The sequence below is a fragment of the Pseudomonas sp. SWRI50 genome, assembly GCF_014269095.1.
GTDB classification, from domain to species: domain Bacteria; phylum Pseudomonadota; class Gammaproteobacteria; order Pseudomonadales; family Pseudomonadaceae; genus Aquipseudomonas; species Aquipseudomonas kermanshahensis.
The window spans coordinates 66,478-89,886 of record NZ_JABWRW010000004.1 but is presented as its reverse complement, the minus strand read 5'-3'; the positions used below and the strand labels follow the sequence as shown (position 1 = coordinate 89,886).

The 23,409-nt window shown below is 63.9% G+C and carries 20 protein-coding genes and 1 tRNA gene; 8 read left to right on the top strand and 13 right to left on the bottom strand.

Features of this window, described 5'->3' with window-relative positions; all coding sequences use genetic code 11:
• Positions 1-81 precede the first annotated feature (81 nt).
• Positions 82-699, top strand: a complete 618-nt coding sequence (locus HU750_RS05920; RefSeq protein ID WP_186677623.1) for a TPM domain-containing protein — start codon at positions 82-84, stop codon at positions 697-699.
• Between the two features lie 95 nt (positions 700-794).
• Positions 795-2,015, top strand: coding sequence for a class I SAM-dependent methyltransferase (locus HU750_RS05915; protein ID WP_186677619.1), 1,221 nt, complete (start codon positions 795-797; stop codon positions 2,013-2,015).
• A gap of 309 nt (positions 2,016-2,324) precedes the next feature.
• Here the strand turns inward: HU750_RS05915 and HU750_RS05910 are convergent, their stop codons facing one another.
• Positions 2,325-3,335: a DUF4917 family protein gene (locus HU750_RS05910; RefSeq protein WP_186677618.1), complete on the bottom strand. Its 1,011-nt coding sequence runs from the start codon at positions 3,333-3,335 to the stop codon at positions 2,325-2,327.
• Between the two features lie 134 nt (positions 3,336-3,469).
• Here HU750_RS05910 and HU750_RS05905 point away from each other — a divergent pair, with 134 nt between their 5' ends.
• The 4 genes from HU750_RS05905 to HU750_RS05890 all read left to right on the top strand — a co-directional run bounded on the left by HU750_RS05905 (position 3,470) and on the right by HU750_RS05890 (position 9,024).
• Complete coding sequence (locus tag HU750_RS05905; protein WP_186677616.1) at positions 3,470-4,009, top strand: RNA polymerase sigma factor; 540 nt, start codon at positions 3,470-3,472, stop codon at positions 4,007-4,009.
• Positions 4,002-4,964: a FecR family protein gene (locus tag HU750_RS05900; RefSeq protein ID WP_186677613.1), complete on the top strand. Its 963-nt coding sequence runs from the start codon at positions 4,002-4,004 to the stop codon at positions 4,962-4,964. The genes HU750_RS05905 and HU750_RS05900 overlap by 8 nt, the downstream gene beginning before the upstream one ends.
• 72 nt (positions 4,965-5,036) lie before the next feature.
• Entirely contained in the window at positions 5,037-7,418 is a 2,382-nt protein-coding gene (locus HU750_RS05895; protein WP_186677611.1) for a TonB-dependent receptor, read from the top strand.
• 7 nt (positions 7,419-7,425) lie between these two features.
• Positions 7,426-9,024: an alpha/beta hydrolase-fold protein gene (locus tag HU750_RS05890; RefSeq protein WP_186677608.1), complete on the top strand. Its 1,599-nt coding sequence runs from the start codon at positions 7,426-7,428 to the stop codon at positions 9,022-9,024.
• A gap of 154 nt (positions 9,025-9,178) precedes the next feature.
• On the opposite strand, the gene HU750_RS05885 is transcribed toward HU750_RS05890, so the two are convergent.
• The 6 genes from HU750_RS05885 to HU750_RS05860 form a co-directional block, all read right to left on the bottom strand.
• The gene (locus HU750_RS05885) at positions 9,179-10,879 is read right to left on the bottom strand and encodes a SulP family inorganic anion transporter (RefSeq protein WP_027594124.1); all 1,701 of its coding nucleotides are present in this window, start codon (positions 10,877-10,879) and stop codon (positions 9,179-9,181) included.
• A gap of 227 nt (positions 10,880-11,106) precedes the next feature.
• Positions 11,107-11,180, bottom strand: a tRNA-Gly gene (locus HU750_RS05880).
• Between the two features lie 124 nt (positions 11,181-11,304).
• Positions 11,305-12,189: an alpha/beta fold hydrolase gene (locus tag HU750_RS05875; protein WP_186677605.1), complete on the bottom strand. Its 885-nt coding sequence runs from the start codon at positions 12,187-12,189 to the stop codon at positions 11,305-11,307.
• A gap of 496 nt (positions 12,190-12,685) precedes the next feature.
• Positions 12,686-13,378, bottom strand: coding sequence for a pseudouridine synthase (locus tag HU750_RS05870; protein WP_186677602.1), 693 nt, complete (start codon positions 13,376-13,378; stop codon positions 12,686-12,688).
• A 33-nt stretch (positions 13,379-13,411) separates the two neighbouring features.
• Positions 13,412-13,633 (bottom strand): cysteine-rich CWC family protein, encoded by a 222-nt coding sequence (locus HU750_RS05865; protein WP_027594127.1) that lies wholly within the window; start codon positions 13,631-13,633, stop codon positions 13,412-13,414.
• Entirely contained in the window at positions 13,626-15,116 is a 1,491-nt protein-coding gene (locus tag HU750_RS05860; RefSeq protein ID WP_027594128.1) for a sensor domain-containing diguanylate cyclase, read from the bottom strand. Before HU750_RS05860 ends, HU750_RS05865 begins: the two co-directional genes overlap by 8 nt.
• Positions 15,117-15,328: 212 nt before the next feature.
• Between HU750_RS05860 and HU750_RS05855 the strand changes: the two genes are divergently transcribed.
• Positions 15,329-15,769, top strand: coding sequence for a hypothetical protein (locus HU750_RS05855; protein WP_186677599.1), 441 nt, complete (start codon positions 15,329-15,331; stop codon positions 15,767-15,769).
• 137 nt (positions 15,770-15,906) lie between these two features.
• Here the strand turns inward: HU750_RS05855 and dspII are convergent, their stop codons facing one another.
• The gene (dspII, locus tag HU750_RS05850) at positions 15,907-17,013 is read right to left on the bottom strand and encodes an enoyl-CoA hydratase/isomerase DspII (RefSeq protein ID WP_186677595.1); all 1,107 of its coding nucleotides are present in this window, start codon (positions 17,011-17,013) and stop codon (positions 15,907-15,909) included.
• 126 nt (positions 17,014-17,139) lie between these two features.
• On the opposite strand from dspII, the gene ung reads away from it, so the two are divergent.
• The gene (gene ung / locus HU750_RS05845) at positions 17,140-17,832 is read left to right on the top strand and encodes a uracil-DNA glycosylase (protein ID WP_027594131.1); all 693 of its coding nucleotides are present in this window, start codon (positions 17,140-17,142) and stop codon (positions 17,830-17,832) included.
• Positions 17,833-17,868: 36 nt separating this feature from the next.
• Here the strand turns inward: ung and HU750_RS05840 are convergent, their stop codons facing one another.
• The 5 genes from HU750_RS05840 to HU750_RS05820 all read right to left on the bottom strand — a co-directional run bounded on the left by HU750_RS05840 (position 17,869) and on the right by HU750_RS05820 (position 23,311).
• Positions 17,869-18,900, bottom strand: a complete 1,032-nt coding sequence (locus tag HU750_RS05840; protein WP_186677592.1) for an AbrB family protein — start codon at positions 18,898-18,900, stop codon at positions 17,869-17,871.
• Positions 18,893-20,407, bottom strand: coding sequence for a tripartite tricarboxylate transporter permease (locus HU750_RS05835; protein ID WP_027594133.1), 1,515 nt, complete (start codon positions 20,405-20,407; stop codon positions 18,893-18,895). Before HU750_RS05835 ends, HU750_RS05840 begins: the two co-directional genes overlap by 8 nt.
• Before the next feature lie 3 nt (positions 20,408-20,410).
• Entirely contained in the window at positions 20,411-20,869 is a 459-nt protein-coding gene (locus HU750_RS05830) for a tripartite tricarboxylate transporter TctB family protein (protein WP_027594134.1), read from the bottom strand.
• A 139-nt stretch (positions 20,870-21,008) separates the two neighbouring features.
• The gene (locus HU750_RS05825; RefSeq protein WP_186677589.1) at positions 21,009-21,989 is read right to left on the bottom strand and encodes a Bug family tripartite tricarboxylate transporter substrate binding protein; all 981 of its coding nucleotides are present in this window, start codon (positions 21,987-21,989) and stop codon (positions 21,009-21,011) included.
• Between the two features lie 32 nt (positions 21,990-22,021).
• Entirely contained in the window at positions 22,022-23,311 is a 1,290-nt protein-coding gene (locus tag HU750_RS05820) for an OprD family porin (RefSeq protein ID WP_186677586.1), read from the bottom strand.
• Positions 23,312-23,409: the final 98 nt, after the last annotated feature.

The window sequence follows — 23,409 nt, the reverse complement described above, 5'->3', positions numbered from 1 at the left end:
ATTATGCCTGAATATGTCGGCGGCTGATGGCACCCTGAATGCCTGGACAACAACAATAAGAACGATCGAGAGACCGCTGGCATGACCCCCCTCAACGAATACGATCAACGTCAGATCGCCGAAGCCATTGCCCGTGCCGAACGGCGTACCGATGCCGAACTGGTAACGGTGCTGGCCCGCCGTGCCGACGATTACGCCTACCTGCCACTGTTCTGGGCCGCGGTGCTGGCGCTGGCCGTGCCGGGCTTGCTGCAGATGCTGCTGGGCTGGCCCGGTATCCGTGGCCTGCTGGTGGCCAACGTCGTGCTGTTCATCGGCTTGTGCCTGCTGCTGCGCCACCCGCGCCTGGTCGGCTGGCTGATCCCGCGTGCCTGGCGCCGCTGGCGGGCGTCGAGCCTGGCCCGCCAGCAGTTTCGCGAGCAGAACCTGCAGCGCACCCGCGGTGCCACGGGGGTGCTGATTTTCGTCAGCGAAGCGGAGCGGCACGTGGAAATCCTGGTCGACCAAGGGGTGGAGCAATACCTCGATGCCAGTGCCCGTGCGGCCATCGTAGGGCGCTTTGCCGAACAGGTGCGTCAGGGCCGGACCTTGCAAGGCTTTGTCGATTGCATCGACACCTGCGGTGAGTTGCTCAGTGAGCACGTGCCGCGCACCCATGCCCGCAACGAACTGCCCAACCGTTTGGTGATTCTGGACTGACAAAAGCGGGCGTATGGATTGGGGGGCCAGCCTCACACCTGTAGAATGCGTGGCATTGCGCAACGCGCTCCCCGCAACTCGAGGCACCGTTTTTCATGTCCGCCAGTCCTTCCGCTTCCACCGCGCCAGAGGCGCGCGCCCAGTTCCTTGAGCTGCTGAGCGCTGCCCTGCACGGCAATACCTTGGTCAAACTGGTGCTGGCGCGCCATGTGGGTGCCGATCAGACCCTGCAGCGGATCATCGCCAAGCCACTGCAGGTCAAGGGCCAGCCCTGCCTGTCATTGGTGTATCGCCACCAGACCCGTGACATCACCCGCAACCTGCCACTGGAGCAGGCCGAAGCGCTGGTTGCCGAGCTGCTGCCTGACAGCTTTCGCAATGCGCACCTGTTCGATGCGGACGGCGAAGTGCAGCTGACCTTCAGCAAGAAAGGCAAGCCCATGCTCCAGCGCCACGGCGCCCAGGCGCCGCGTGATGCGGCTGCGAGCAGTGGCCATGACCGGGAGAAAAAGCGTTACCTGGAGCTGTCGCGGCCCTTTTTGCGTGACCTGGGCGTGACCGATGCGCAAGGTGCGCTGATCCCGTCGATGTCGCGCAAGTGGAAGCAGATCAACAAGTTCATCGAGGTGTTCGAGCACGCCCTGGCCAGCGCGCCGCTGCCGGCCGAACAGGCCCTGCGCGTAGCCGACTTTGGCTCGGGCAAGGGTTACCTGACCTTCGCCATGCACGACTACCTGCGCAACACGCTGGGCCGCGATGCCCAGGTGACCGGCGTGGAGCTGCGCCAGGAGATGGTCGACCTGTGCAACGCCGCGGCCTCGCGCCTGGACCACCCAGGCCTTGAATTCCAGTGCGGCGATGTACGCAGCGTGGTGCCCGAAGCCATCGAGGTGATGATCGCCCTGCACGCCTGCGACATCGCCACCGACTACGCCATCCACACCGGCATCCGCTGCAACGCCGCGATCATCATGTGCTCGCCGTGCTGCCACAAACAGATCCGCCCGCAACTGCACAGCCCAGGCTTGCTACAGCCGATGCTGCAGTATGGGTTGCACCTGGGGCAGCAGGCCGAGATGCTCACTGACAGCCTGCGAGCGCTGTACCTGGAAGCCTGTGGCTATGAAACCAAGGTGTTCGAGTTCATTTCGTTGGAACACACCAACAAGAACAAGATGATTCTCGCGGTGAAGCGCAAACAGCCGGTGGATAACGCGGCGCTGCTGGAGAAGATTGCGCAACTCAAGGGGTTTTATGGGGTGCAGGAGCATTGCCTGGAGACGTTGTTGCGGGGGGATGGGTTGATTGAGGGTTGAGGGGTGGGCTTTTGTGCGCATGCCGTGAGTACTGCAGCGGCTGTAAGACCGAGCGCCGCCCGCGCGGCGCTTCGCAGCACAAGGCTGCTCCTACAATCTGTTTCGGGCCAATTATTCCTGTGGCATGGTCGCGCGGCCCCTTCGTGCCCGCCTCAATATCGAGTCGAACCAAGAAGGCGTTCGCGCGCCGCCTTCACAGGCGTGACTGGCCCGAAACAGATGTAGGAGCAGCCTTGTGCTGCGAAGCGCCGCGCGGGCGGCGCTCGGCCTCAAAGGCGCCAAAAATGTTGTGGCGAACAGATACCTAACTCAACGCCGAGCAGCCGGCACGTCGATCGCCAAGTCAGCCAACCCCAACGGGTGCGTACTCGCATCGAAAAAGTGCAGCGCAGTCGCCGGTAAATCCCCGAACCGGTCGATGAAGTGCTGCTTCTGATTGATCACCGACGCCTCCCCCAACGGCCGAATGGCAATCGACAAATGGCGAGGGTGTGCCTGTCGAACCGCCTCGACGAGGTGCTGGTCACTGCTGTCCAGATGCTGCCCGAACAGGCATAGCCCCTGGCTCTCCTGCGCCAATTGCGCCAAGCACCAGCTGAGGTAGTCCGAGTGACGAATGGCGCGCAGCTTTTCGTCGCTGCGGTCTTCATTGATGAACAAGGGCACTTCACCCGGAATGTTCACGGCAAAGCCATCGAGCAACTCGGCGCTCTCTGCGCTGCGTTGGCGGGTGGTGCCATCCGGCAGTTTCAACAGGTGCAGGCCGCCATGCAGGTGCAGCACGCGGGTGCCTTCACTGCGGGTGCGGCGTACGTCGAAAAAGCCTTGCTCGTCGAACAACTCGGCAAAACCTTGGGGGGCGTGCTGCACGGCCCAAGGCACGATCAGGTCGTAGTTGCTGGTGTAGACGTTGCGATAGCCGCGCAAGGCCTGGTTCAACATGGCCAGCGTGGCGGCTGGCATCAAAGGCCATGGCAGGTGCACCGTGCGCACGGCATGAATCAGCGCTTCCTTGATCGAGTAGTAGCGGTTCAGCGGTGCCGTGGAGTTGATGGCCAGGGCCGCGTTGACCCGCACCGTGCTGTTGAGGGCACTGAGCACGGGCTCGAACAATTCGGTGGCGAGTGACTTGAACAAGGCTTGGTCGCTGATCGCCAGGCCTTTTTTGCGGCCCGCGCGCTGCGCTTCCTCGAACAGCGAGAAATAGCCAAACGGCTTCCACAGTGCACGGCTGGCGCCGTTGCCCAGCAGCAGGGCGTCGCAAGGGTGGCGTTGGTCGAGTTCTGGCCAGGGGGTGAGGTAAGCGTCAAGTGCGGGCATGCGGGGTCCGTTGGGCGGAGCGGAAAACGGGGCGACTGTAGCATGTCATTCAAGCGCGAGGTGATTGAGGCTGGCGAGGACAAGAAGTCATGTGTGAGAATGATACGGATTCCTATTAGCGACGCTCACCTTCAATGACATCCTTTTCCACACCCTGGAGCGGCCCTGCGCCGGCCTTGCAGGCGGTCGTCGATGATCTGCTGGCCAACTACAGTGACCTGCGTCGCTACCTCAGCGGGCGCCTACGCAACCCCGACGACGCCGCTGACATCGCTCAGTCCAGCTTTGCCCAGGCCTATGCTCACGCGCTGAATGCGCCGGTACTCAATGCGCGCGCGTTGTTGTTCCAGGCGGCGCGTAACTTGTGCATCGATCAGTACCGGCGGCGCAGCACCGAGTTGACGGCGCTGGAGGACTGGCTGGTGCGCGTCGACGGCTTGAGCCCCAGCGTCGAGGACATCCTGATCGCGCGCGAGCAGTTGCAGCAACTGATTGCACTGATCGAGCGCATGCCGCGCCTGCGCCGTGAAGTGTTCGTGCGGGTGCGGCTGTATGGCCAGAGCCACCGCGAAGTGTGTGAGGCGCTGACGCTGTCGGCCAAGTCGGTGGAATTGCACATCGCCCGCGCGGTGTTCGACCTCTCCGAACTGCGCCTGGCCAGCCGCCATGGCTGACCCGGTTGCCGCACGCAAGGTGCAACAGGCCTTGGTCTACCTCGCGGCGATGCATGGCGACGACCCCACGCGTGTGCGCGAAGCCAGCGGCCAGGCGCTGCGCTGGCGGCGTAAGAGCGACGAACATGAGCGCGCCTGGCTTGAGGCCGAGCAGCGCTGGCAACTGGTGCATCGCCTGGCGCCGCAATTGCGCGGTGCCCTTCAGCCGCAGCCGCATGACCCGAGCCGTCGGCGCCTGCTGCGCCAGGGCGGCGCGTTGGCGGTACTGCTGGCGGCAGGTGGCTGGCTGGGCTGGATGTGGCAGCGCACCGCTGCATTCCACCAAGACCTGCAGACCGCGCACGGCGAACAGCCCCGCAGCCTGGCCTTGCCCGATGGCAGCCAACTGCTGGTGGCGGCCGAGAGCAACCTGCGTATCCGCTTCGACCATGGCCAGCGCCAGGTGATGCTGTTGCACGGCAATGTCTTCTTCGACGTCGCCCATGAGCACTGGCGGCCCTTCCATATCAGCACCCGTGTGGGCAGTGTGCAGGTGCTGGGCACCGCCTTCACGGTCAGCGACCGGGGTGACCGGGTGTTCGTGGCGGTGGCCCGCGGCCGGGTTCAGGTGCGTGACCTGCACGGTGGCGAGCGCACCCTTGGCGCTGGCGAACGCGTCTGCATTGATGGTCAGGGGCGCCTGAGCAACCTGCATGCGCAGGGGCAGCTCGGCCCGGACGTCGACCATTGGCAACGCGGTTGGTGGTCTTACACCGACCAGTCGCTGCGTGAAGTGATCGGCGAGCTCAATGCCTATCTGCCGCGGCCCGTGCTGCTGGCGCCGGAAGTCGCCGAACTGAAGCTGACCGGCAGCTTCCCCATCGACCAGCCGCAGAAACTGCTGGATGCGTTGCCACGCATTCTGCCGGTGCGCCTGAGCGAACGGCAGGGCAGGGTGGAACTGTTGGCGCGCTGAAAAAAGTTTTGAGGGGTAAGCCGCAGGAGCGGCGTCATCAACGGTGAACCCCTCCAAGAGCAAGGACCCTTCATGTCGTTCGCCTCCACCCGTTTATCCGTGCCCCTGCGCCACCTGGCCCTGGCCTGTGCCTTGGGCAGCCTGTTGTCGCCGGGCATGGCCCTGGCTGACAGCCAGCCATTGGCCCTGGATTTTCCGAGCCAATCGCTGGAAACCACGGTGCACGCGCTTGCCCGCCAGTCCGGTGTGGCCATTGCCGCTGACAGCCGGGTACTCGCGGGCCGCACTGCGCCAGCCCTGCATGGGCGCTTCAGCGTGCTGCAAGCCTTGCAGCAGTTGCTGATCGGCACCGACCTGGTGGCCGAGGAGCACAACGGCGTGGTGACCCTGCGCAGCACCGCCGAGGACGGCGCCTTGACCCTCGGCGCCACCAACGTCAACGCCGCCGGTTTCAACAGTGAACTGCCCGAGGCCTACAGCGGCGGCCAGGTGGCGCGCGGTGCACGGCTTGGCATGCTGGGCAATCGCGACATCATGGACACGCCGTTCAACATCACCGCCTACACCGCCAAGACCATCGCCGACCAGCAGAGCGGCACGGTTGGCGCCGTGCTGCGCAATGACCCGTCGATCCGCTTCAGCACCGGCGAAGGCCATGCCTACGAGAACTTCATGATCCGTGGCTACGGCCTGGAATCCTCGGAGCTGGCGGTAAATGGCCTGTACGGCCTGGCGCCGGATGGCCATGTGCCGACCGAATTCCTCGAACGGGTCGAAGTGCTTAAAGGCCCAAGCGCATTGCTCAGCGGCATGGCGCCCAATGGCGGGGTGGGCGGCAATGTCAACCTGGTACCCAAGCGTGCCGGCGATGCTCCACTGACCCGGTTGACCACAAGCTACGTTTCCGACGGCTACTTTGCCCAGCACATCGACGTGGCCCGACGCTTTGCGGATGGGCGCTTGGGTGTCCGCTTCAATGGGGTGTATGGCAGTGGCGACATGGGCGTCGACGAACAGTCGAAGGACCGCACGCTGGCCGCCCTGGCGCTGGATTACCGAGGTGACGACTTCAAGCTCGAATTGGATGCCTACGAGACCCATGAGAAACTCGACAACGGCAGCCCGATGATGGCGGGCTTCAGCGAGCTGGGATACGTGACCAAGGCGCCCAAGCCCGATACCAACGTGCTGGAAGGCATCTATGCCAAACAAGTCAGCAAGGCAGTGGTGCTGCGTGGCGAGTACCAGCTCAACGACGACTGGACGGCATTTGCCAGTGTGGGTGGGGCGCGCACGTACTACGACGGCTTCCTGAACGGCACCCGCATCCGAGTACAGGCGGCCGATGGCAGCGCCAAGGGGCAGACATACAACCAGGCCGGCTACACCCACAGCCTGGCCAGCGAGGCCGGCCTGCGTGGAAACTTCATGACGGGGCCGGTCACCCACCAGCTGGTGTTGACGACGTCGCTGCTGCACCAGGACATCGGCCGAGCGCCCACGGTCACCGGCGCCACCTACGACACCAACCTCTATCGCCCGGTCAAAGGGGTGATTGCCGGTGATCACGGCTCGAACGACAAGACCGGCGACAATACCTTGTCCAGCTTCGCCCTGGCCGACACCCTCGGTTTCTTCGACGAGCGTGTGTTGCTGACCCTGGGTGCGCGTGCCCAGCGGGTTCGGCAGAAGATGAGCAAACCAACGGCCTATGACGAACGCAAACTGACCCCGGCCTTTGGCATCGTGGTCAAGCCTTGGGATGCGCCGGTGTCGCTGTACGCCAACTACATCGAAGGCCTGACCCAAGGTGGCACGGTGACCGAGGTGGGGGCCCTGAACAAGGACGAGCAATTTGCGCCGTACGTGGCCAAGCAGATGGAAGCGGGCGTGAAGTGGGACCTGGGCACGTTCAGCCATACCCTGGCAGTGTTCCAGATCGAGAAACCCAGCATGGTCAAGAACACCCGCGGCGACACCTTCTGGTACACCGATGATGGCGAGCAGCGCAACCGTGGCGTGGAATGGAACATGTTCGGTGAAGCCGCCCCTGGCGTACGCCTGCTGGGCGGGGTGACCTACACCCGCGCCGAACTGAGCAAGACGGCCAACGGTACCCTGGATGGCAACACCGCCCGCGGTGTACCGGCCTGGTCGGCCAACCTCGGCGCCGAGTGGGACCTGCCCTGGGTCGATGGCCTGACCCTGACGGCACTGGGCATTCACAGCAGCTCGCAGTACCTGGACGACGAGAACACGCTGAAAATCCCACAATGGACGCGCTACGACCTGGGCGCGCGCTACGCCACCCGCGTGCTGAGCAAGGACGTGACCCTGCGCGCCAGCCTGGAGAACGTCGAGAATCGTGCCTACTGGGCGGGGGTGTTCAACCCGGGGTATGCCACCGTCAGCGAACCGCGCACCTTGAAGCTGTCCGCCAGCGTCGACTTCTGAGGTGCGCATGAACCGCATCTCTCTCATCCGTTGCGCCTTGCTGCTGGCCTTGACCAGCGCCGTGGCGCAGGCTGCAAGCGAAGCCACGCTGCAGCCCGGTCAGGCTGTCAACGGCCAGGCCATGTCCGCAGGCAGCACGGTCTGGCACGTTGGGCTCAAGGCGGGCGACCTGGTGCGCGGCCGGGTCGACGGCGACGTCAGCCTGCGCCTGCTGGACCCGCAGGGCAGGCCCTTGCGCCTGTTGATCGACGGCCAGGACCAGCCGCGCGCGTTCATCTTTGTCGCCGACAGCCCGGGGGCATACGGCTTGCGTGCAGAGCCACTGGACGGGCGCCCGGGCGCCCCTTTCAGCCTGCGCCTGGAGCAGGTACTGGCGCGTGCCGAGCAGCAGCAAAGCCCACCACGGCTGGCCAGCCCGGCCCTGGCCGAGTTGGCCGGGCAGCTTGCCCAGGGCGGTGATACCGAGGCGTTCTGGAACGCGCGAAAGGTCCAGGGCACGCCACTGGTCGAGCGGCTACCGGGCCAGCCGCAGCAGCGCCTGGTGACGTTTCTGTGGCGCGGCGCCCAGCACAATGTGCGGATGTTCGGCGCGCCTTCGGGCCGTCACGAAGCGCTGCAACGGCTTGGCAGCAGCGATGTCTGGTACGCCAGTTTCGAGGTCCCGGCCAGCACCCGGCTCAGCTACCAAATGGCGCCTGATGTGCCACCGTCGGATGACCGCCGGGTGATTCTTGCCACCACGCGCCGCGACCCGCTCAACCCTGCCACCTTCGCCGACAGCAGCGGTGATGCCTGGCTGTCGCGTTCACGCCTGGAATTACCGGATGCGCCGCCGCAACCCTGGGTAGCCGAGCGGCCGGGTATCGCCCGTGGCACGCTCGAACGCAAGCGCCTGGCCAGCGACGAGCTGGGCAACACGCGCGATGTCTACCTGTACCGACCGGCTGGCTGGCGCCCGGGTGCTGCAGGCCAGGCCTTGCTGGTGCTGTTCGATGCCCACGCCTATACCCGCCAAGTGCCTACGCCGACCCTTCTCGACAACCTGATCGCCGATGGCCTGATCCCGCCCACGGCAGCCATCATCATCGCCAACCCCAGCGACCTCAGCCGCCAGCAGGAGCTGCCACCCAACCCACGGTTCGCCCGCTTCATGGCTGAAGACCTGATGCCCTGGGCGCGACAACACGGCTTGAGTGCACCCGCGGCCCGTACGGTCATCGCCGGCTCCAGCTACGGGGGGCTGGCCGCGTCCTACCTGGGCCTGATGCACCCTGAGCTGTTCGGCAATGTGCTGAGCCTGTCGGGGTCGTACTGGTGGGCCAAGGACGGGGAAGAGCCAGGCTGGCTGACCCGTGAGTACGTCAAGGCAACCCCCAAGCCGCTGCGTTTTTACCTGCAATCGGGGCTGTTCGAAGGCCCGACGATTCTGGATACCAACCGCCACCTGCGCGATGTGTTGCGTGCCAAGGGCTATGCGGTGGAAGCGGTGGAGTACCCCGCGGGGCATGATTACCTGCAATGGCGCGGGTCACTGCCGTGTGGCCTGGTGAGCCTGATCGGCAGGCCGGGTGAGGCCAGTTCCCAGGCGTGCGCTGAATACCGTTGATGCCCTGCATCCCCTGTAGGAGCAGCCTTGTGCTGCGAAGAGGTCAGCGCTAACAGCGAAGGGTATGTGTTGTCACTGGCCTCTTCGCAGCACAAGGCTGCTCCTACAGTAGAGGGTGATTGGCCTGGATTCAGCGTAAGCACGTTGACGCGTTTTACTCCGGCGTTGACACGTGGCGACTCCTGTTCCGCCATACCCGATACGCGCGGATCCCGGCGCGTACCGAGCCGAACAGCAGTTTGTCTTCCATCTCCCGTGCCATCCCTGAGCGCACCAGCATGCGCAGGAAGGTGCCGCGGGCGCGGGCGATGGCGAAGAAGATGCCTTGGGCAGCCAGGGTGTCGCGGACTTCGCGCAGCGCGGCAATGCCGCTGACGTCGATGCTGGTCACCGCTTCGGCATCGAACAGCACGACCTTGGGCTGGGCCTGGCTCTGCACGGCTTCCAGCAGGCGCATCTTGAAGTAGTCGGCATTGAAGAACAGGATCGCATCGTCGAAGCGGTACACCACCAACCCCGGTACGGTGCGGGCGTCCTTGAACTTGCGGATGTCGACTTGGCCCTCGGTGCCCGGCAGCCAGCCCAGCACTGCGTCGGTGGGCTGGTAGATGCTGTACAGCAGGCGCAGGATCGCCAGGGTCACGGCAAACACGATACCCGGCAGCACGCCCAGGCCCAGCACGCCGACCGTGGTCAGCAGGCAGAGCCAGAACTCGAAGCGGCTCAGGCGCCGGATACTCTTCAACGACTTGATGTCGATCAGCCCCCAGCCCGCCATCAGCAACACGGCCCCCAGCGCCGCCTGGGGGATCCAAGCCATGGGGGCGGTGAAGAACAGCAGGATCAGGGCGATCACCAGCGCAGCGATGATGCCGACCAGCTGGCTCTTGCCGCCGACCATGTCGTTGACTGCGGTACGCGAGTCGGCGCCACTGATGGCAAAGCCTTGGGACATCCCGGCCGCCAGGTTGCTCACCCCGAGCGCCACGAACTCATGGTTGGCGTTGATAGCGTAGCCATGGCGTGCGGCAAAACTGCGCGCTGTGAGCATGGCGCTGCAGAAACTGACGGTGGCAATACCCAGGGCGTCGCGCAGCAGGCTTTTCATTTCTGCCAGGTTGCTTTGTGGCCAAGCCAGTTGCGGCATGCCGGCCGGTACCGGGCCGAGGATGGCGACACCGAAGCGGTCCAGGCCGAACAGGCCTACCACAACCGTGAACAGCGCCACCGCCACCAGCGCCGCCGGTAGCCGTGGGTAGCGCTGCGGTAGCCAGATCAGCAGCGCCAGCGCGGACAGGCCGATGGCCAGGGTCACCCCATGAATCTCGCCCAGGCGCTGGAGGAAGTTGACCAGGCTCAGGATGAACCCATCGCCCTCGATCTTGAACCCGACCACCTTGGACAACTGCCCGGCGATCAGGCTCAGGCCAATGCCATTGAGGTAGCCGATCAGGATCGGCCGTGAGAAGAAGCTGGCGATGAACCCGGCCCTGGCCAGGCCCGCCCCGATCAGCATCACGCCCACCAGCACGGTGACAATTACCGACAGCTCGGCAATACGCTGCGGGTCGCCCAGCGCCAACGGTGCCACGGCCCCGGCGATCATCGCGCAGGTGGCGGCATCCGGGCCGACCATCAGCTGACGCGAGCTGCCAATCAGCGCATACACCATCATCGGCAGCACGCAGGCATACAGGCCATATTGCGGCGGCAGGCCGACGATTTGTGCGTAAGCGATGGCGATGGGGATCTGGATAGCCGCCACCGAAAGCCCAGCCTGCAGGTCGGCATGAAACCACTCACGGCGGTAGTGCAACAGGTTGGCGAGGCCAGGTAGCCAGCGGGACAGAAACATGCGCGGTCCTTTCGAAATGTTTCACGAATCCATCAAGCATATGCGCTTCAAGCCGTTTCGCTTGCAAGCGGATTCGCCGGCCGCGCATTCAAGCGCAACGGCTGGGAAGTGGCCATGGGCCAGATCAACAAAAGGGGCATGAAAACGAATAGGCAGAAACGAAAAAAGGAGCCGAGGCTCCTTTTGACAGCGATGACGTTACTGGAACGCCATGCGGGAATGCGAGGTGGAGCGGGTAGAGGGAATCGAACCCTCAACTAAAGCTTGGGAAGCTTTCGTTTTGCCACTAAACTATACCCGCGTCTGCGTTCGACTTTTTACCAGAACCCTCATTGAATTAGAAGCCCAAGTTATAAAAAGGGCTATAAAAAAGCTTGTCGGCGACCCATAGCCTGCGGGTAATGGGCTACAGGACGCCGAGGCGCTCAGATGGCCAGTGCATGCTGCCCCTGTACGTGCTGGTAGCGTTGACGTGGCTCACGCACGGTCGGCTTGAGGAAGCCGAGCAGCGCACTGCGGGTGTCTTCGCAGGCCGCCTTGGTCTCCATGTCGAGGAAGTGCCCAGCATCGCGAATCACGCTGAAGTGGCTCTTGCCCACATGGCGACCAAACTCGCGTGCATCTTCAGCCGTGGTGTACTCATCGCGGTCGCCGTTGATGAACAGCACCGGGATATCGATGTTGCGCGCACCACTCAATGCCCGTTCCAAGTCATGTTGCAGCACTTCGTTGATGTGGAAGTGCATCTGCGCGTACTCGTGGCTGTCCAGGCTGCTCACGTGGCGATAGTTGAAGCGCTTGAACAGCGACGGCAGGTGCTTGCCGATGGTGTCGTTGACCAGATTGCCGACCTGGTAGCGATCACAGGCGGCCAGGTACTGGCAGCCACGGTCGAGGTAGTCGCGCATCGGCTCGTTGATCACCGGCGAGAACGAGCTGACCACGGCCTTCTTCACTCGCCGCGGCTGGTGCGCCAGCGCCAGCAGCGTGCTCGCACCGCCCCACGAAAACGACATCACGTGATCGGCCTGGAAGTGCTCGATCAGCTCAAGGAGGATATGCGCCTCGGTCTCCTTGGTGATCAGCCGTTCCTGGCGGTTGTGCGGTTTGGATTTGCCGGCGTACGGCTGGTCGAACAGCACGACGTTGAATTGTGGGTGCAGGTTCCGCACTGTCTGGGCGAACGAGGCCGTGGTGGCCAGCGAACCGTTGATCAAAATGATCGTCTTCTCGGCTTCATCCGCGCGATGGAACTCCGTGTAAACCCGATACTGACCTTGGATATCAAGTACAGCGATTTCTGGCCTCATGTCATCGACTCCTGGCGCAAAAAGGGTATTCGCGTCACCTAGGGTGCACGTTCTTTATGACAGGTAGGCATTTGCCTTGAAGAGTAACCGCGGGCCCTGTGTCGATCCTTGGCACACATGTCGACGGTATTGTTTTTGGCGGGCAATTTGCCGTGCCCCAAGGCATCTAGGCGTTGGGTGGCCGGCAAAAAGGTGTCTTCGACTGCGGGCGTGACTCATGAGTCACATGCAGACTGACGATTTGGATTCAAGCAGTGGGCTGGGGATCCTGCAAGTGCCGTTCGGGGAAAAATGTGACTTGGGCCGCCGGGCGGTCGTGTGACACTGCCAGTGTTGCCTTTTCTGGCCTCTTCGCGGGCAAGCCCGCTCCCACAAGATCTCCACAGCGCTGGAAGCCTGTGCAGTACCTGTGGCTCCCACAGGACTCCACAGCTTTGGAAGTTTGTGCAGTACCTGTGGGAGCGGGCTTGCCCGCGAAGAGGCCAGTGCAAATACCCTAGACCGAGGCGATTTCCTCGGTCGTCAACGCCCTGAATGCCCCCGGTGCCAACGCCGGATCCAGGCGAATCGCGCCCATGCTTTCGCGGTGCAGCCCCACCACCTTGTTGTCGAAATGGCCAAACATGCGTTTGACCTGGTGGTACCGCCCCTCGACGATTGCCAACCGAGCCTGGCGGGGGCCCAGAATGTCGAGTTGGGCGGGCAGGGTGGTAAGGTTTTCGAAGGCGAAATACAGGCCTTCGTGGAACTTGGCAGCATAATGCTCGCCAATCTCGTCCTCGGTCTCGACCAGGTAATGCTTGGGCAGTTTGGTCGTTGGTTGGGTCAGGCGACGCGACCATTGGCCGTCGTTGGTCAGGATCAGCAGGCCGGTGGTGTTGAAGTCCAGGCGCCCGGCAATGTGCAGGTCGTCGCGCAGTTCGGCGGGAAGTAACTCGAGGACCGTGGGGTGTTGTGGGTCCTGGGTGGCGCTGACGCACCCGGTCGGCTTGTTGAGCATCAGGTAGCGCGCCGGCCGCCCGGCCTGCAGCAGTTGCTCATCCACTTCGACGCGGCTGAACTCACGCACGTCCGTCAACGGGTCGACTGCCACTTGGCCATCGATCCGCACGCGGCGCTGCACCAGCAGCAGGCGAACGTGCTGGCGGTTGTAGCAGGGCAAGTTGGCAAGAAAACGGTCGAGGCGCATGGCGAAGGGGGCTGAAGTTAAAGGCCGCGCAGTCTAGCGCTTTGTGCCGGGCGGCGCTGCCTGCAGTTGCGCTTCGACCGCTGCGCAGCGCGGGCACAGGCAGGCCTTGTCACGCAACTCGGCGGGCAGGGCCTGGAGCACGGCGGGGTCGATGGTCACGCTGTAGCACCAACAGGCCTGCGTGGCGCTGCGGGGGTCGGCCAGGCTGCACTGGTTGAGGGCACCGCAGGCGGGGCAGTGCTGGCTGTCATTCATGGTCGGGTCCGGAAACTTCACTGCAGACGCGGTTGCGGCCGGCCTGCTTGGCACGATAGAGCGCACGGTCGGCGCGGGTCAGCAGGGCATGCAAGGTATCGCCCGGTTGCAGGCTGCTCAGGCCGATGCTGGTGGTCAGGCGCAACGGTCGGTCGTCGTAGCTGAAGGTCAGCTGTTCGGTGCGGCGGCGGATTTTTTCCGCCACTTCCACCGCTTGCCGGCCTTCTGCCTCTCGCAGCAGCACGATGAATTCCTCACCGCCCCAGCGGCAGAGTATATCCGACTGGCGAAGGCTGCCCTGCAGCACATTGGCGAACTGGCGCAGCACTTCGTCGCCGGCCAGGTGGCCATGGGTGTCATTGAGCACCTTGAAGTGGTCAAGGTCGATCAACAGGGCCACCAGCGGGCCGCTGTCGCGCTGGGCCTCATGCAGGGCCTGGGCAGCCAGCAGGTCGAAGCTGCGCCGGTTGGGCAGGCCGGTGAGGCTGTCGAGGGTGGCCAGTGCCTCGGTGCTGGCCTGGTGGCGCTTGACCATCGCATGCACCAGTAACAGCACCACCAGGGTGATCATCGCGCAGATTGCCAGGTTCAGGTACAGCGAGTGGCGGATGCGGTCCAGGGTACCGGTTTCGCGCTTGTCCACCAGCAGGTACCAGTCCAGCTCGGGCAGGTGCCGCACATTGAGAAAGTGGCTGTGGTTGTCGCTGTCGCGGTATTCGTGGCTGCCTTCGCCAGGTACCGGTTGCTGTGCCAGCAGGTCGCTCAGCTCGGGGTTGTCGCTAAGCGGCTGGCCGACGCGCAAGCCGTGGGGGCCACCTTCGGAGCCGGTCAGCAGGACCTTGCCCTTGGCATCGGTGAACAGCACCGAGCGCTGGTAGCGGCGCTGGTACTCGTCGATCAGCTTGACCACCGACGACACACTCAAGCCCACCCCGGCCGCGCCGATGAAGCGGTGTTGGTAGTCCAGCACCTGATAGTTGATGAACACCGTCAGGCTGTCCTGGTTGGCCATGTCCAGGTCGACGTTGATCTCATAGGGTGCCTTGAGGTCGCGCAGGCGAAAGTACCAGGCATCGCGCCAGCTGCCGGGCTTGATCTGCTTGAGTACGCCCTTGGCCTGGTAGTAGGTGAGGCTGCGGTCGGAGACGAAGAACGAGGTGAATATGTCCTGCTTGCCCATGATCTCGCCCAGGTAGCGGGTGATGCGCTGGGTGTCCTGCTCACCGGACAGTACCCAGTCCCGCAAGAAGGTGTCCTGGGCCATCATCGAGGCGATCAGCACAGGGCGGATCAGGTCTTTCTGGATTTCCGAATAGACCGTGTCGGAGGTCAGTGGCAATTCGGTATTCACGATGCCATCGCGAATGGCACTGCGTGAGGCGAAGTAGCTGAGCAGGGAAGTGGCGAGAAAGCCGCTGGCCAGCAGCATCAGCAGGGTGACGATCAGCGAACGCTGCGAAAACAGAGCGGAACGTGCAGGCATGATCTTCCCGTGATGTGTGCCAAGGCGGTCATTCTAGTGAGATGACCGGTAAATGACTGCAAGTTTTTCAGGGTTATCGCACCTGTTTCAAATTATTGCAAAAATGGCACTGCACCTCGGTATGGCGGTCTTATTCGGTGTCGATGAACGCGTTTTGCATCGACGCTCGCCAGCGCCGCTGTTCGGGCACTCCAGCGGTCCAGGAGGCCGCCATGTCCTATCGAATACTGTTGATCGCCCTGTTGGGTCTGATGACGTCTGCCTGCGCCCCTTACTACGGCGGCGGGGGCTACTACCGATCGGATTACTACGCCACCGACCGTTATGTGTCGCCGGGGTATTACCGATACGACCGCTACTATGTAACGCCGCAGCCGCGTTACTACTACCAGCCCGCCCCACGTTATTACCGCCCGGCGCCGGTGCCGCAGTACAGGCCCCACCCGCAGCCAGGCATGAACCAGTGGCATGGCAACCCGCGGTATGACTACGGCAATCGCCAGCGCTATGACTATGGGCGTGACCGTGAGCGTCATGACTATCGCAATGGCAGCCAGCGGTATCAGAATGATCGTTGGCATTCCAATGGGCGAGGGGACCGTGACCGCAGGCCAGATGGCGGCCGGGGGCAGGGCCGCAACTGGCAGCGGTGATGAATTGGGGCCGCTGTGCGGCCCAATCGCCGGCAAGCCGACTCCCACCCGTACTGTATAGCCTCCAAGGCTAGCGCCGCACCTGTGGGAGCCGGCTTGCCGGCGATTGGGGTGCGCAGCGGCCCGGTTGCAGATAATCAATCCAAATCCGCCAGGGGATGGCGCCCCTCCCAGACCTTGGTAAAATGCGCCTCGACCACCGCCGCTGGTACCTGCGCCACATCCGGCCAGTGCCAGCGCGGCTGATTGTCTTTGTCCAGCAGGCGCGCGCGCACCCCTTCGCTGAATTCCGGATGACGGCAGCAATTCAGGCTCATGCCGTACTCCATCTGGAATACCTGCGCCAATGACAGGTGCCGGGCCCGGCGGATCTGTTCCCACACCAAGTGCGCGGTCAACGGGCAGCCCTCATGCAGGCGTCCACCCGCTTCGGCCAGCAGAGGGTCGTTGTGATATTTCAGGCCTTGCAGCGCATGCCACGCGCCGGCGGGGTCGGCGACATCAAGCAGCTCATCGATCACTTGGCGCCGGGGCAGCCATTGTGCCTCGGGTAGCTCCTCGCAGGCGCGATGCTGCTCAGCCTTGAGCAGGCTGTTGAGCTGCAACTCGGTCTGCTCCTGCCAGTTCAGCTGCAACAACTCTTCGATCAGCTCCTCCTGCTGGTGCTCGCCGAAGCAACGATCGGCGAGCCCCAGGTCGAGGGCATCGCGGGCATTGATCGGGGCACCGGTCAGCCCCAGGAACAGCCCCAACTTGCCCGGCAGGCGGGCGAGGAACCAGCTGGCCCCGACGTCGGGGTAGAGGCCGATGCTGATCTCTGGCATCGCCAGCCGGCTGCTGGGCGTGACGATGCGCACATTGGCGCCTTGCAGCAGCCCCATGCCGCCACCCAGCACATGCCCGTGCCCCCAGCACAGCAGCGGCTTGGGGTAGGTGTGCAGCAGGTAATCGAGGCGATACTCGTCCGCGAAGAAGGTGGCGGCCAGCGGCGGCACGCTGCCCGGGTGATCGCGGCAAGCCTGGGCCAGCGCCCTGACGTCGCCCCCGGCACAGAACGCCTTGGCGCCATTGCCTCGCAGCAGCACGCAGACCACACCAGGGTCGCGGGCCCAGGCGTGCAACTGCTCGCCGAGCACTTCGATCATTCTCAGGTTCAGCGCATTGAGCGCCTTGGGTGCATCCAGGGTGGCGATGCCGATACAGGCGCCATCGGCACCGGTGAGTACCTCGCAATGAATAGACATGGACTACCTCTCGCAGGTCATCGCACAAGTATGGCCTGCCTGCGCGATCATGCCGGTCGTCGGTCGGATCGTTTGACAAGCGGAGGAGGCTTACCTAGTGTCGCGCCATTGTTTACGGATGGCCCCATGACTGACGACGATCGCATCAAACTCGAACCCAGCTGGAAAGCCGCATTGCGCGACGAATTCGACCAGCCCTACATGCATCAGCTGCGCGAATTCCTGCGCCAGGAGCACGCGGCCGGCAAAGAGATCTACCCCCCAGGCCCGCTGATCTTCAATGCCCTTAACTCGACGCCGTTGCAGCAGGTCAAGGTAGTGATTCTCGGCCAGGACCCGTATCACGGCCCGGGCCAGGCCCATGGCCTGTGCTTCTCGGTGCAGCCGGGCATCGCCACGCCGCCGTCGCTGGTCAATATCTACAAAGAGCTGCAGCGCGACCTGAACATTCCGATCGCCAGCCACGGCTACCTGCAGAGCTGGGCCGAGCAAGGCGTGCTGCTGCTCAACACGACCATGACCGTGGAACGCGCCAATGCGGCTTCACATGCCAAGAAGGGCTGGGAGTTCTTTACCGACCGGGTCATCCAGGTGGTCAGCGAGCAGTGCCCGAACGTGGTGTTTCTGCTGTGGGGCGCGCATGCCCAGGGCAAGCAAAAGCTGATCGATGGCACCAAGCACCTGGTGCTGAAGTCGGTGCATCCGTCGCCCTTGTCGGCGTATCGGGGCTTCCTCGGTTGCGGGCACTTCAGCCGGGCCAACAGCTTCCTCGAACAGCGTGGGTTGGCACCGATCAACTGGGCCTTGCCGCCGCTTTGATGGCATGAAACACCGCGAAGCAGGCGACGCGGTGTTTCAGGCTTTTCCTGCATTCCAGCGCCGGAACAGCGGCTCTGCCAAAAACAACACGAGCAATAAGCGCATTACCTGCAAGGCCGTCACCAACGGCACCGACAGCTGCAGGGTCTCCGCCGTCAGGCTCATCTCCGCAATCCCGCCGGGCATCATCCCCAGGGTCAGCGAACGCAGGTCTAGCGCCGTCATCACGCTCAGCGCCCACGCTGCGCTGCCGGCAATCAACATGCACAGCGCCGTGGCCAGCAACGTACGGCCCAAAAACGAAGGTGCGCGGCGGAAAAACGCGCGGTTGAAGTGGCAGGCCAGGCCGCTGCCAATCAGCCACTGGCCGATTTGACTGGCGCCATCAGGCAGGCCGATCTGCAGGTTGCCCGCCAGGCTAACCGTCGCCGCCACCAGCAGCGGCCCGAACAGCCAGGGGTTGGGCTGGCGCAGCCGCTGCCAGATAAAGCCCGCGGCTATACCCAGCGGGGCGATCAACGCTAGCCAGCCCCAGCTCACACTGCCGGCATGATTGAGCGGTACGCCGTTACCCATCAAGAACTTGAACAGCGCCGGCACGCACAGCACCACTGCCAACACACGCAGGCTTTGCGCTGCCGCCACCTGGCTGAGCACCGCGCCATTGCGCGCGCCCAGGTTGACCATCTCACCCGAACCGCCCGGCATGCTGGCGAAGAAGGCGGTTGCGCGGTCTTCGCCGGTACGTCGCAGCAACCACACGCTGATCACGCTGGACAGGGTAGTGAACAGCGCACCAAAGAAGATCAGCAGAAAATGGCTGCCCACCTGTTCGATCACGGCGGGGGTGAAGTGCAGGCCGATGCCCAGGCCGATGATGCATTGCCCGCATTTGCGCCCATTGGGGATTTCCGACAGCTGCCAGGGGGTCAGGCAGCGCACCAGGATGATCGCCAACAACGCGCCGACCATCCAGGGCAAAGGCCAGCCGACCTTGCTGGCGAGATACCCGCCAGCAAGGCCGACCAGCCCGGTCGCCCAATACAGGGGCAACGACCGATCAGGCATCAGCCATGGCCCGGCGCTGCAGGCTGCGCTTGCGCCAGATACGCAGCAGCGGCAGGCACAGCATGCACACCACCAGTACCCACACGCCCATGCTGATCGGGCTCGACCAGAGGATGCCCAGCTCACCGTTGGAGATCGACAGCGCACGGCGCAGGTTTTGCTCCATCAGCCCGCCGAGGATGAAGCCGAGCAGGATCGGAGACAGCGGGAAGTCCAGCTTGCGCAGGATGTAGCCCATGATGCCGATGCCGACCATCAGGAACAGGTCGAAGGTGGTGGCGTGCACGGCATACACGCCGATCCCGGTGATGATTGCGATCACCGGCACCAGCGCCCAGTTCGGCACGGCGAGGATGCGGGTGAAGATGCGGATCATCGGGATGTTGAGGATTACCAGCATGATGTTGGCGATGAACAACGAGGCGATCAGGCCCCAGACGATGTCTGGCTGCTGTTCGAACAACAGCGGGCCGGGGGTGATGTTGTACAGGGTCAGTGCGCCGATCATCACCGCGGTGGTGCCCGAACCTGGCACGCCGAGGGTCAGCATGGGGACCAAGGCGCCGCAGCAGGAGGCGCCGATAGCGGTTTCTGGCGCGGCCAGGCCACGGGCATCACCCTTGCCGAACTTGCCGCTTTCGCCAGCGATACGCTTCTCGGTCATGTAGGCCACGGCACTGGCCAGGGTCGCACCGGCACCTGGCAGCACGCCCATGATGAAGCCGAGCAGGCCGCAGCGGATGTTCACTGCGAACACCGAAGCCGCTTCCTTGACGTTGAACAGCATGCGCCCAGTGGCCTTGACCGCCTGGTGGCCATGGTGGGTCTTTTCCAGCAGCAGGAGGATTTCGCTGATCGAGAACAGCCCCAGCACCAGCACCACGAACTGGATGCCGTCGGCCAGGTGCACGCTGTCACCGGTGAAGCGGTAGACGCCGCTGTTGGCGTCGATGCCGACTGCCGACAGGAACAGGCCGATCAGCGCAGCGATGAAGGTCTTCAACGGTTTGTCGCCGGCCATGCCGCCCAAGGCGACTATGGCGAACACCATCAGCACGAAGTATTCCGCCGGGCCGAAGGCGATCGCCCATTTCGCCAGCAGCGGGGCGAACAGCACCATGCCGCAGGTGGCGATGAAGGCGCCGATGAACGAACTCCAGGCAGACAGCGACAAGGCAACGCCTGCCAGGCCCTGGCGGGCCATCGGGTAGCCGTCGAGGGTGGTCATCACGGTCGAAGCTTCGCCCGGGATGTTCAGCAGGATCGAACTGATGCGCCCGCCGTATTCGCAGCCCAGGTACACCGCGGCCAGCAGAATCAGCGCCGACTCAGGCGGCAGGCCCAGGGCAAAGGCGATGGGGATCAGCAAGGCCACGCCGTTGATCGGGCCCAGGCCCGGCAACAAGCCGACCACGGTGCCGATCAGGGTGCCACTGAGGGCGGTGACCAGGTTGTACGGGCTCAGGGCGACGCCGAAGCCCTGGCCCAGGTAGCTCAAGGTATCCATGTGTCAGTTCTCCAGTACGCTCAGCAGGCCAAGGGGCAGGGGCACGTCCATCACGCGGTCGAACAGCCAGTAGAGGAACAGGCTCATGCCGACCACGACGATGGCGCTGTGCAGCCAGCGGCCGCCGTACAGCCGAGCCATGGGCAGGCCGACCAGGATGGCGCTGAGGATGAAGCCCAGCGGTTCGAAGGTGGCAGCGAAGACGATCAGCAGGCCGACGCAGGCGGCGATCTTGATCAGGGTTTCGCGGTCCAGTTCTGGCTCGTCATCCTTGCGCACGATGGGCGTTGGGCGGATGGCCAGGTAAAGCAGGCCCAGGCCCATCAGGCCGAGCATCAGCAGCGGATAGGCCCGTGGGCCAACCGGTTCGTAGGAAAACGCAGCCTGGTACGGCCAGGCCATCACGGCCAGGGCGGCGCACACCGCCAGCAGGACCAGGGCGAAGAGGCGTTGCAGGATCATCGGGGAATCCTCGTTGGACGCGGACTCTGTGGGAGCGGGCTTGCCCCGCGAACACCGGCAAAGCCGGTGCCATGCACCGAGGTGCCAGCTTCGCGGGGCAAGCCCGCTCCCACAGGGATCTGTTCAGGTAGTCGGCGAGTTACTGAATCAGGCCGAATTCCCTGGCCAGTGCCTTGTAGTCAGCCACCTGCTTCTTCACATAGCCGTCCAGCTCTTCGCCGGTCATGGCGAACGGGAACAGCTCGCGCTGGTCACGCAGCTTGGCGAAGTCTTCCGAGGCCAGCATCTTGTCGAACGAGGCCTTCCACCAGGCGTAGTCCTCGTCGCTCACCTTCGGCCCCAGGTAGAAGCCGCGTACCACCGGCCAGACGATGTCGTAGCCCTGCTCCTTGGCGGTAGGGATGTCTTTCATCTCTGGCTCGTCCAGGCGGTTTTCGGAGAACACCGCGAGGATGCGCATGTTGCCGCTCTGGATGTGGGGCATGGAGTCGGAGATGTCGGTGGAGCCGACCTGGATGTGCCCACCCAGCAATGCAGTGGCAATTTCACCGCCGCCTTCCAGGGCCACGTAACGCAGGTCACGCGGGTTGATGCCGGCAGCCTTGGCGATCAGCGCGGTTTGCATCCAGTCTTGGCTGCCGACCGTGCCACCGGAGCCGATCACGACCTTGCTCGGGTCTTTCTTCAGGGCAGCAACCAGGTCGTCCAGGGTTTTGTAGGGCGAATCGCTCTTCACGGCGATGGCCCCGTAGCTGGTGCCGACGGCTGCCAACCACTTGACCGCGTTCTCGTCGAAGCGGCCGAACTTGCCTTGGGCCAGGTTCAGCAGCGAGCCGCTGGACCATGCCACCAGGGTGCCGGCATCCGCTGGGCGGTGGGCCACCACGGCGTTGTAGGCCACCGCGCCGACGCCGCCGGGCATGTAGGTGACACGCATGGGCTTGCTGAGGATCTTCTCCTGCACCAAGGCGCTCTGCACCAGTTTGCAGGTCAGGTCGAAGCCACCGCCGGGCGAGGCAGGGGCGATGCATTCAGGGCGTTTCGGTTCGGCAGCGAGGGCGTTGCCGGCCAGCAGCAGGCAGCCGGTAGCGAGGACGAGGCGGCGCAGTGAAAAGGTCATCGTCAATCTCCGTGAGCGTTGTTGTTATTGGGTTACCACAGGGCCACGCTGTAGCTCACCAGCAGCCGCACTTCGTCGGCGTCGCGGGCAAAATTCGAGCGGAAGGTGGCGTTGCGCAAGCGCACGGCGACGTTTTTCAACGGGCCGCTTTGTACCACGTACTTGAACTCGGTGTTGCGTTCCCACTCCTTGCCCTCGCTGCCATCGGCGCGGCTGACGTTGTCGCCGCTGATGTAACGGGTCATGAAGGTCAGGCCGGGGATGCCCAGGGCCGCGAAGTTGTAGTCGTAGCGCATCTGCCAGGAGTGCTCGTCGGCACCGGCGAAGTCGTTGATCTGCACGAAGTTGACCAGGTACGGGTCGGCGCCATCGATGTAGGGGAAGGCGCTGTCGCCGGACAGGTGCTGGTAGGCGGCACTGACCTTGTGCCCGCCCAGGGCGTAGCTGAGCATGCCGTTGACGGTGGTGTTGTCGATGTTGCCGGCCTTGGCGGCGCCGGCATCGTCACTCACGGCCAGGCGCAGGTCAGCGCCCAAGGTGCCCGGCCCCCACGGCTGGGTGGCGACCATGCCGAGGAAGTGCTGGCGGTAGATGTCGTCGAGTTGGGCGAAGTGGTAGCTGCCGGTGATGCGATCGGTGAACTGGTAGTCCAGGCCCGCGAGGTCGAGGTTGTCGGCGGTGAAGGTGCCACCGAAGCGGCCGTTCTTGTTGTTGAGGGCTAGGTCTTCCCAGTTGGTATCGTTGCGGTCCTTGGCCTTTTCCAGGCGCCCGCCGGTGAAGGTCAGGTGGCTGATTTCTTTCGAGGTGAGCAGGCCGCCTTCGAAGGTTTGCGGCAGGATGCGCCCGTCGTTGGGCTGCAGGGTCGGCAGCTCGGGGATCAGCGTGCCGATCTTCAATTCGGTCTTGGACACTTTGACCTTGCCGGTCAGGCCGAGCTTGGCGTACTCGTCGGCGGCCTTGCCGTCGTCATGGGTCGGCAGCAGGCCGGTGTCGGTGCGGTCGGGGCTGGAGTCGAGCTTGATGCCCAGCATGCCCAGCGCATCCAGGCCAAAGCCCACGGTGCCGTCGGTGTAGCCAGACTCGAAGTTGAGCATGAAACCCTGGGCCCATTCGTCGCGCTTGGATTGCTGCGCGCTGGTGCCGTCGCGAAAGTCGCGGTTGAAGTACATGTTGCGGGTTTCGAAGGTCGCCGTGCTGTCTTCGAAGAAGGCGGCCTGGCTCATGGGCGCGACACCGGCGAGCGCAAGGGCGCTGGCGATGGCAGAAGGGCGTGCGGCAAAGGAACGGGTAGGCACGAATGCCTGCGGCTGCGATGACAGCATCGTCGATGACTCCGTTTATTGTTCTTATTCGTTGCACCTTGCTGGTGCTTTTTTCGGCGCGTGGGGCGACCGTGGTGCGATGCTAGGTAACGAACCTT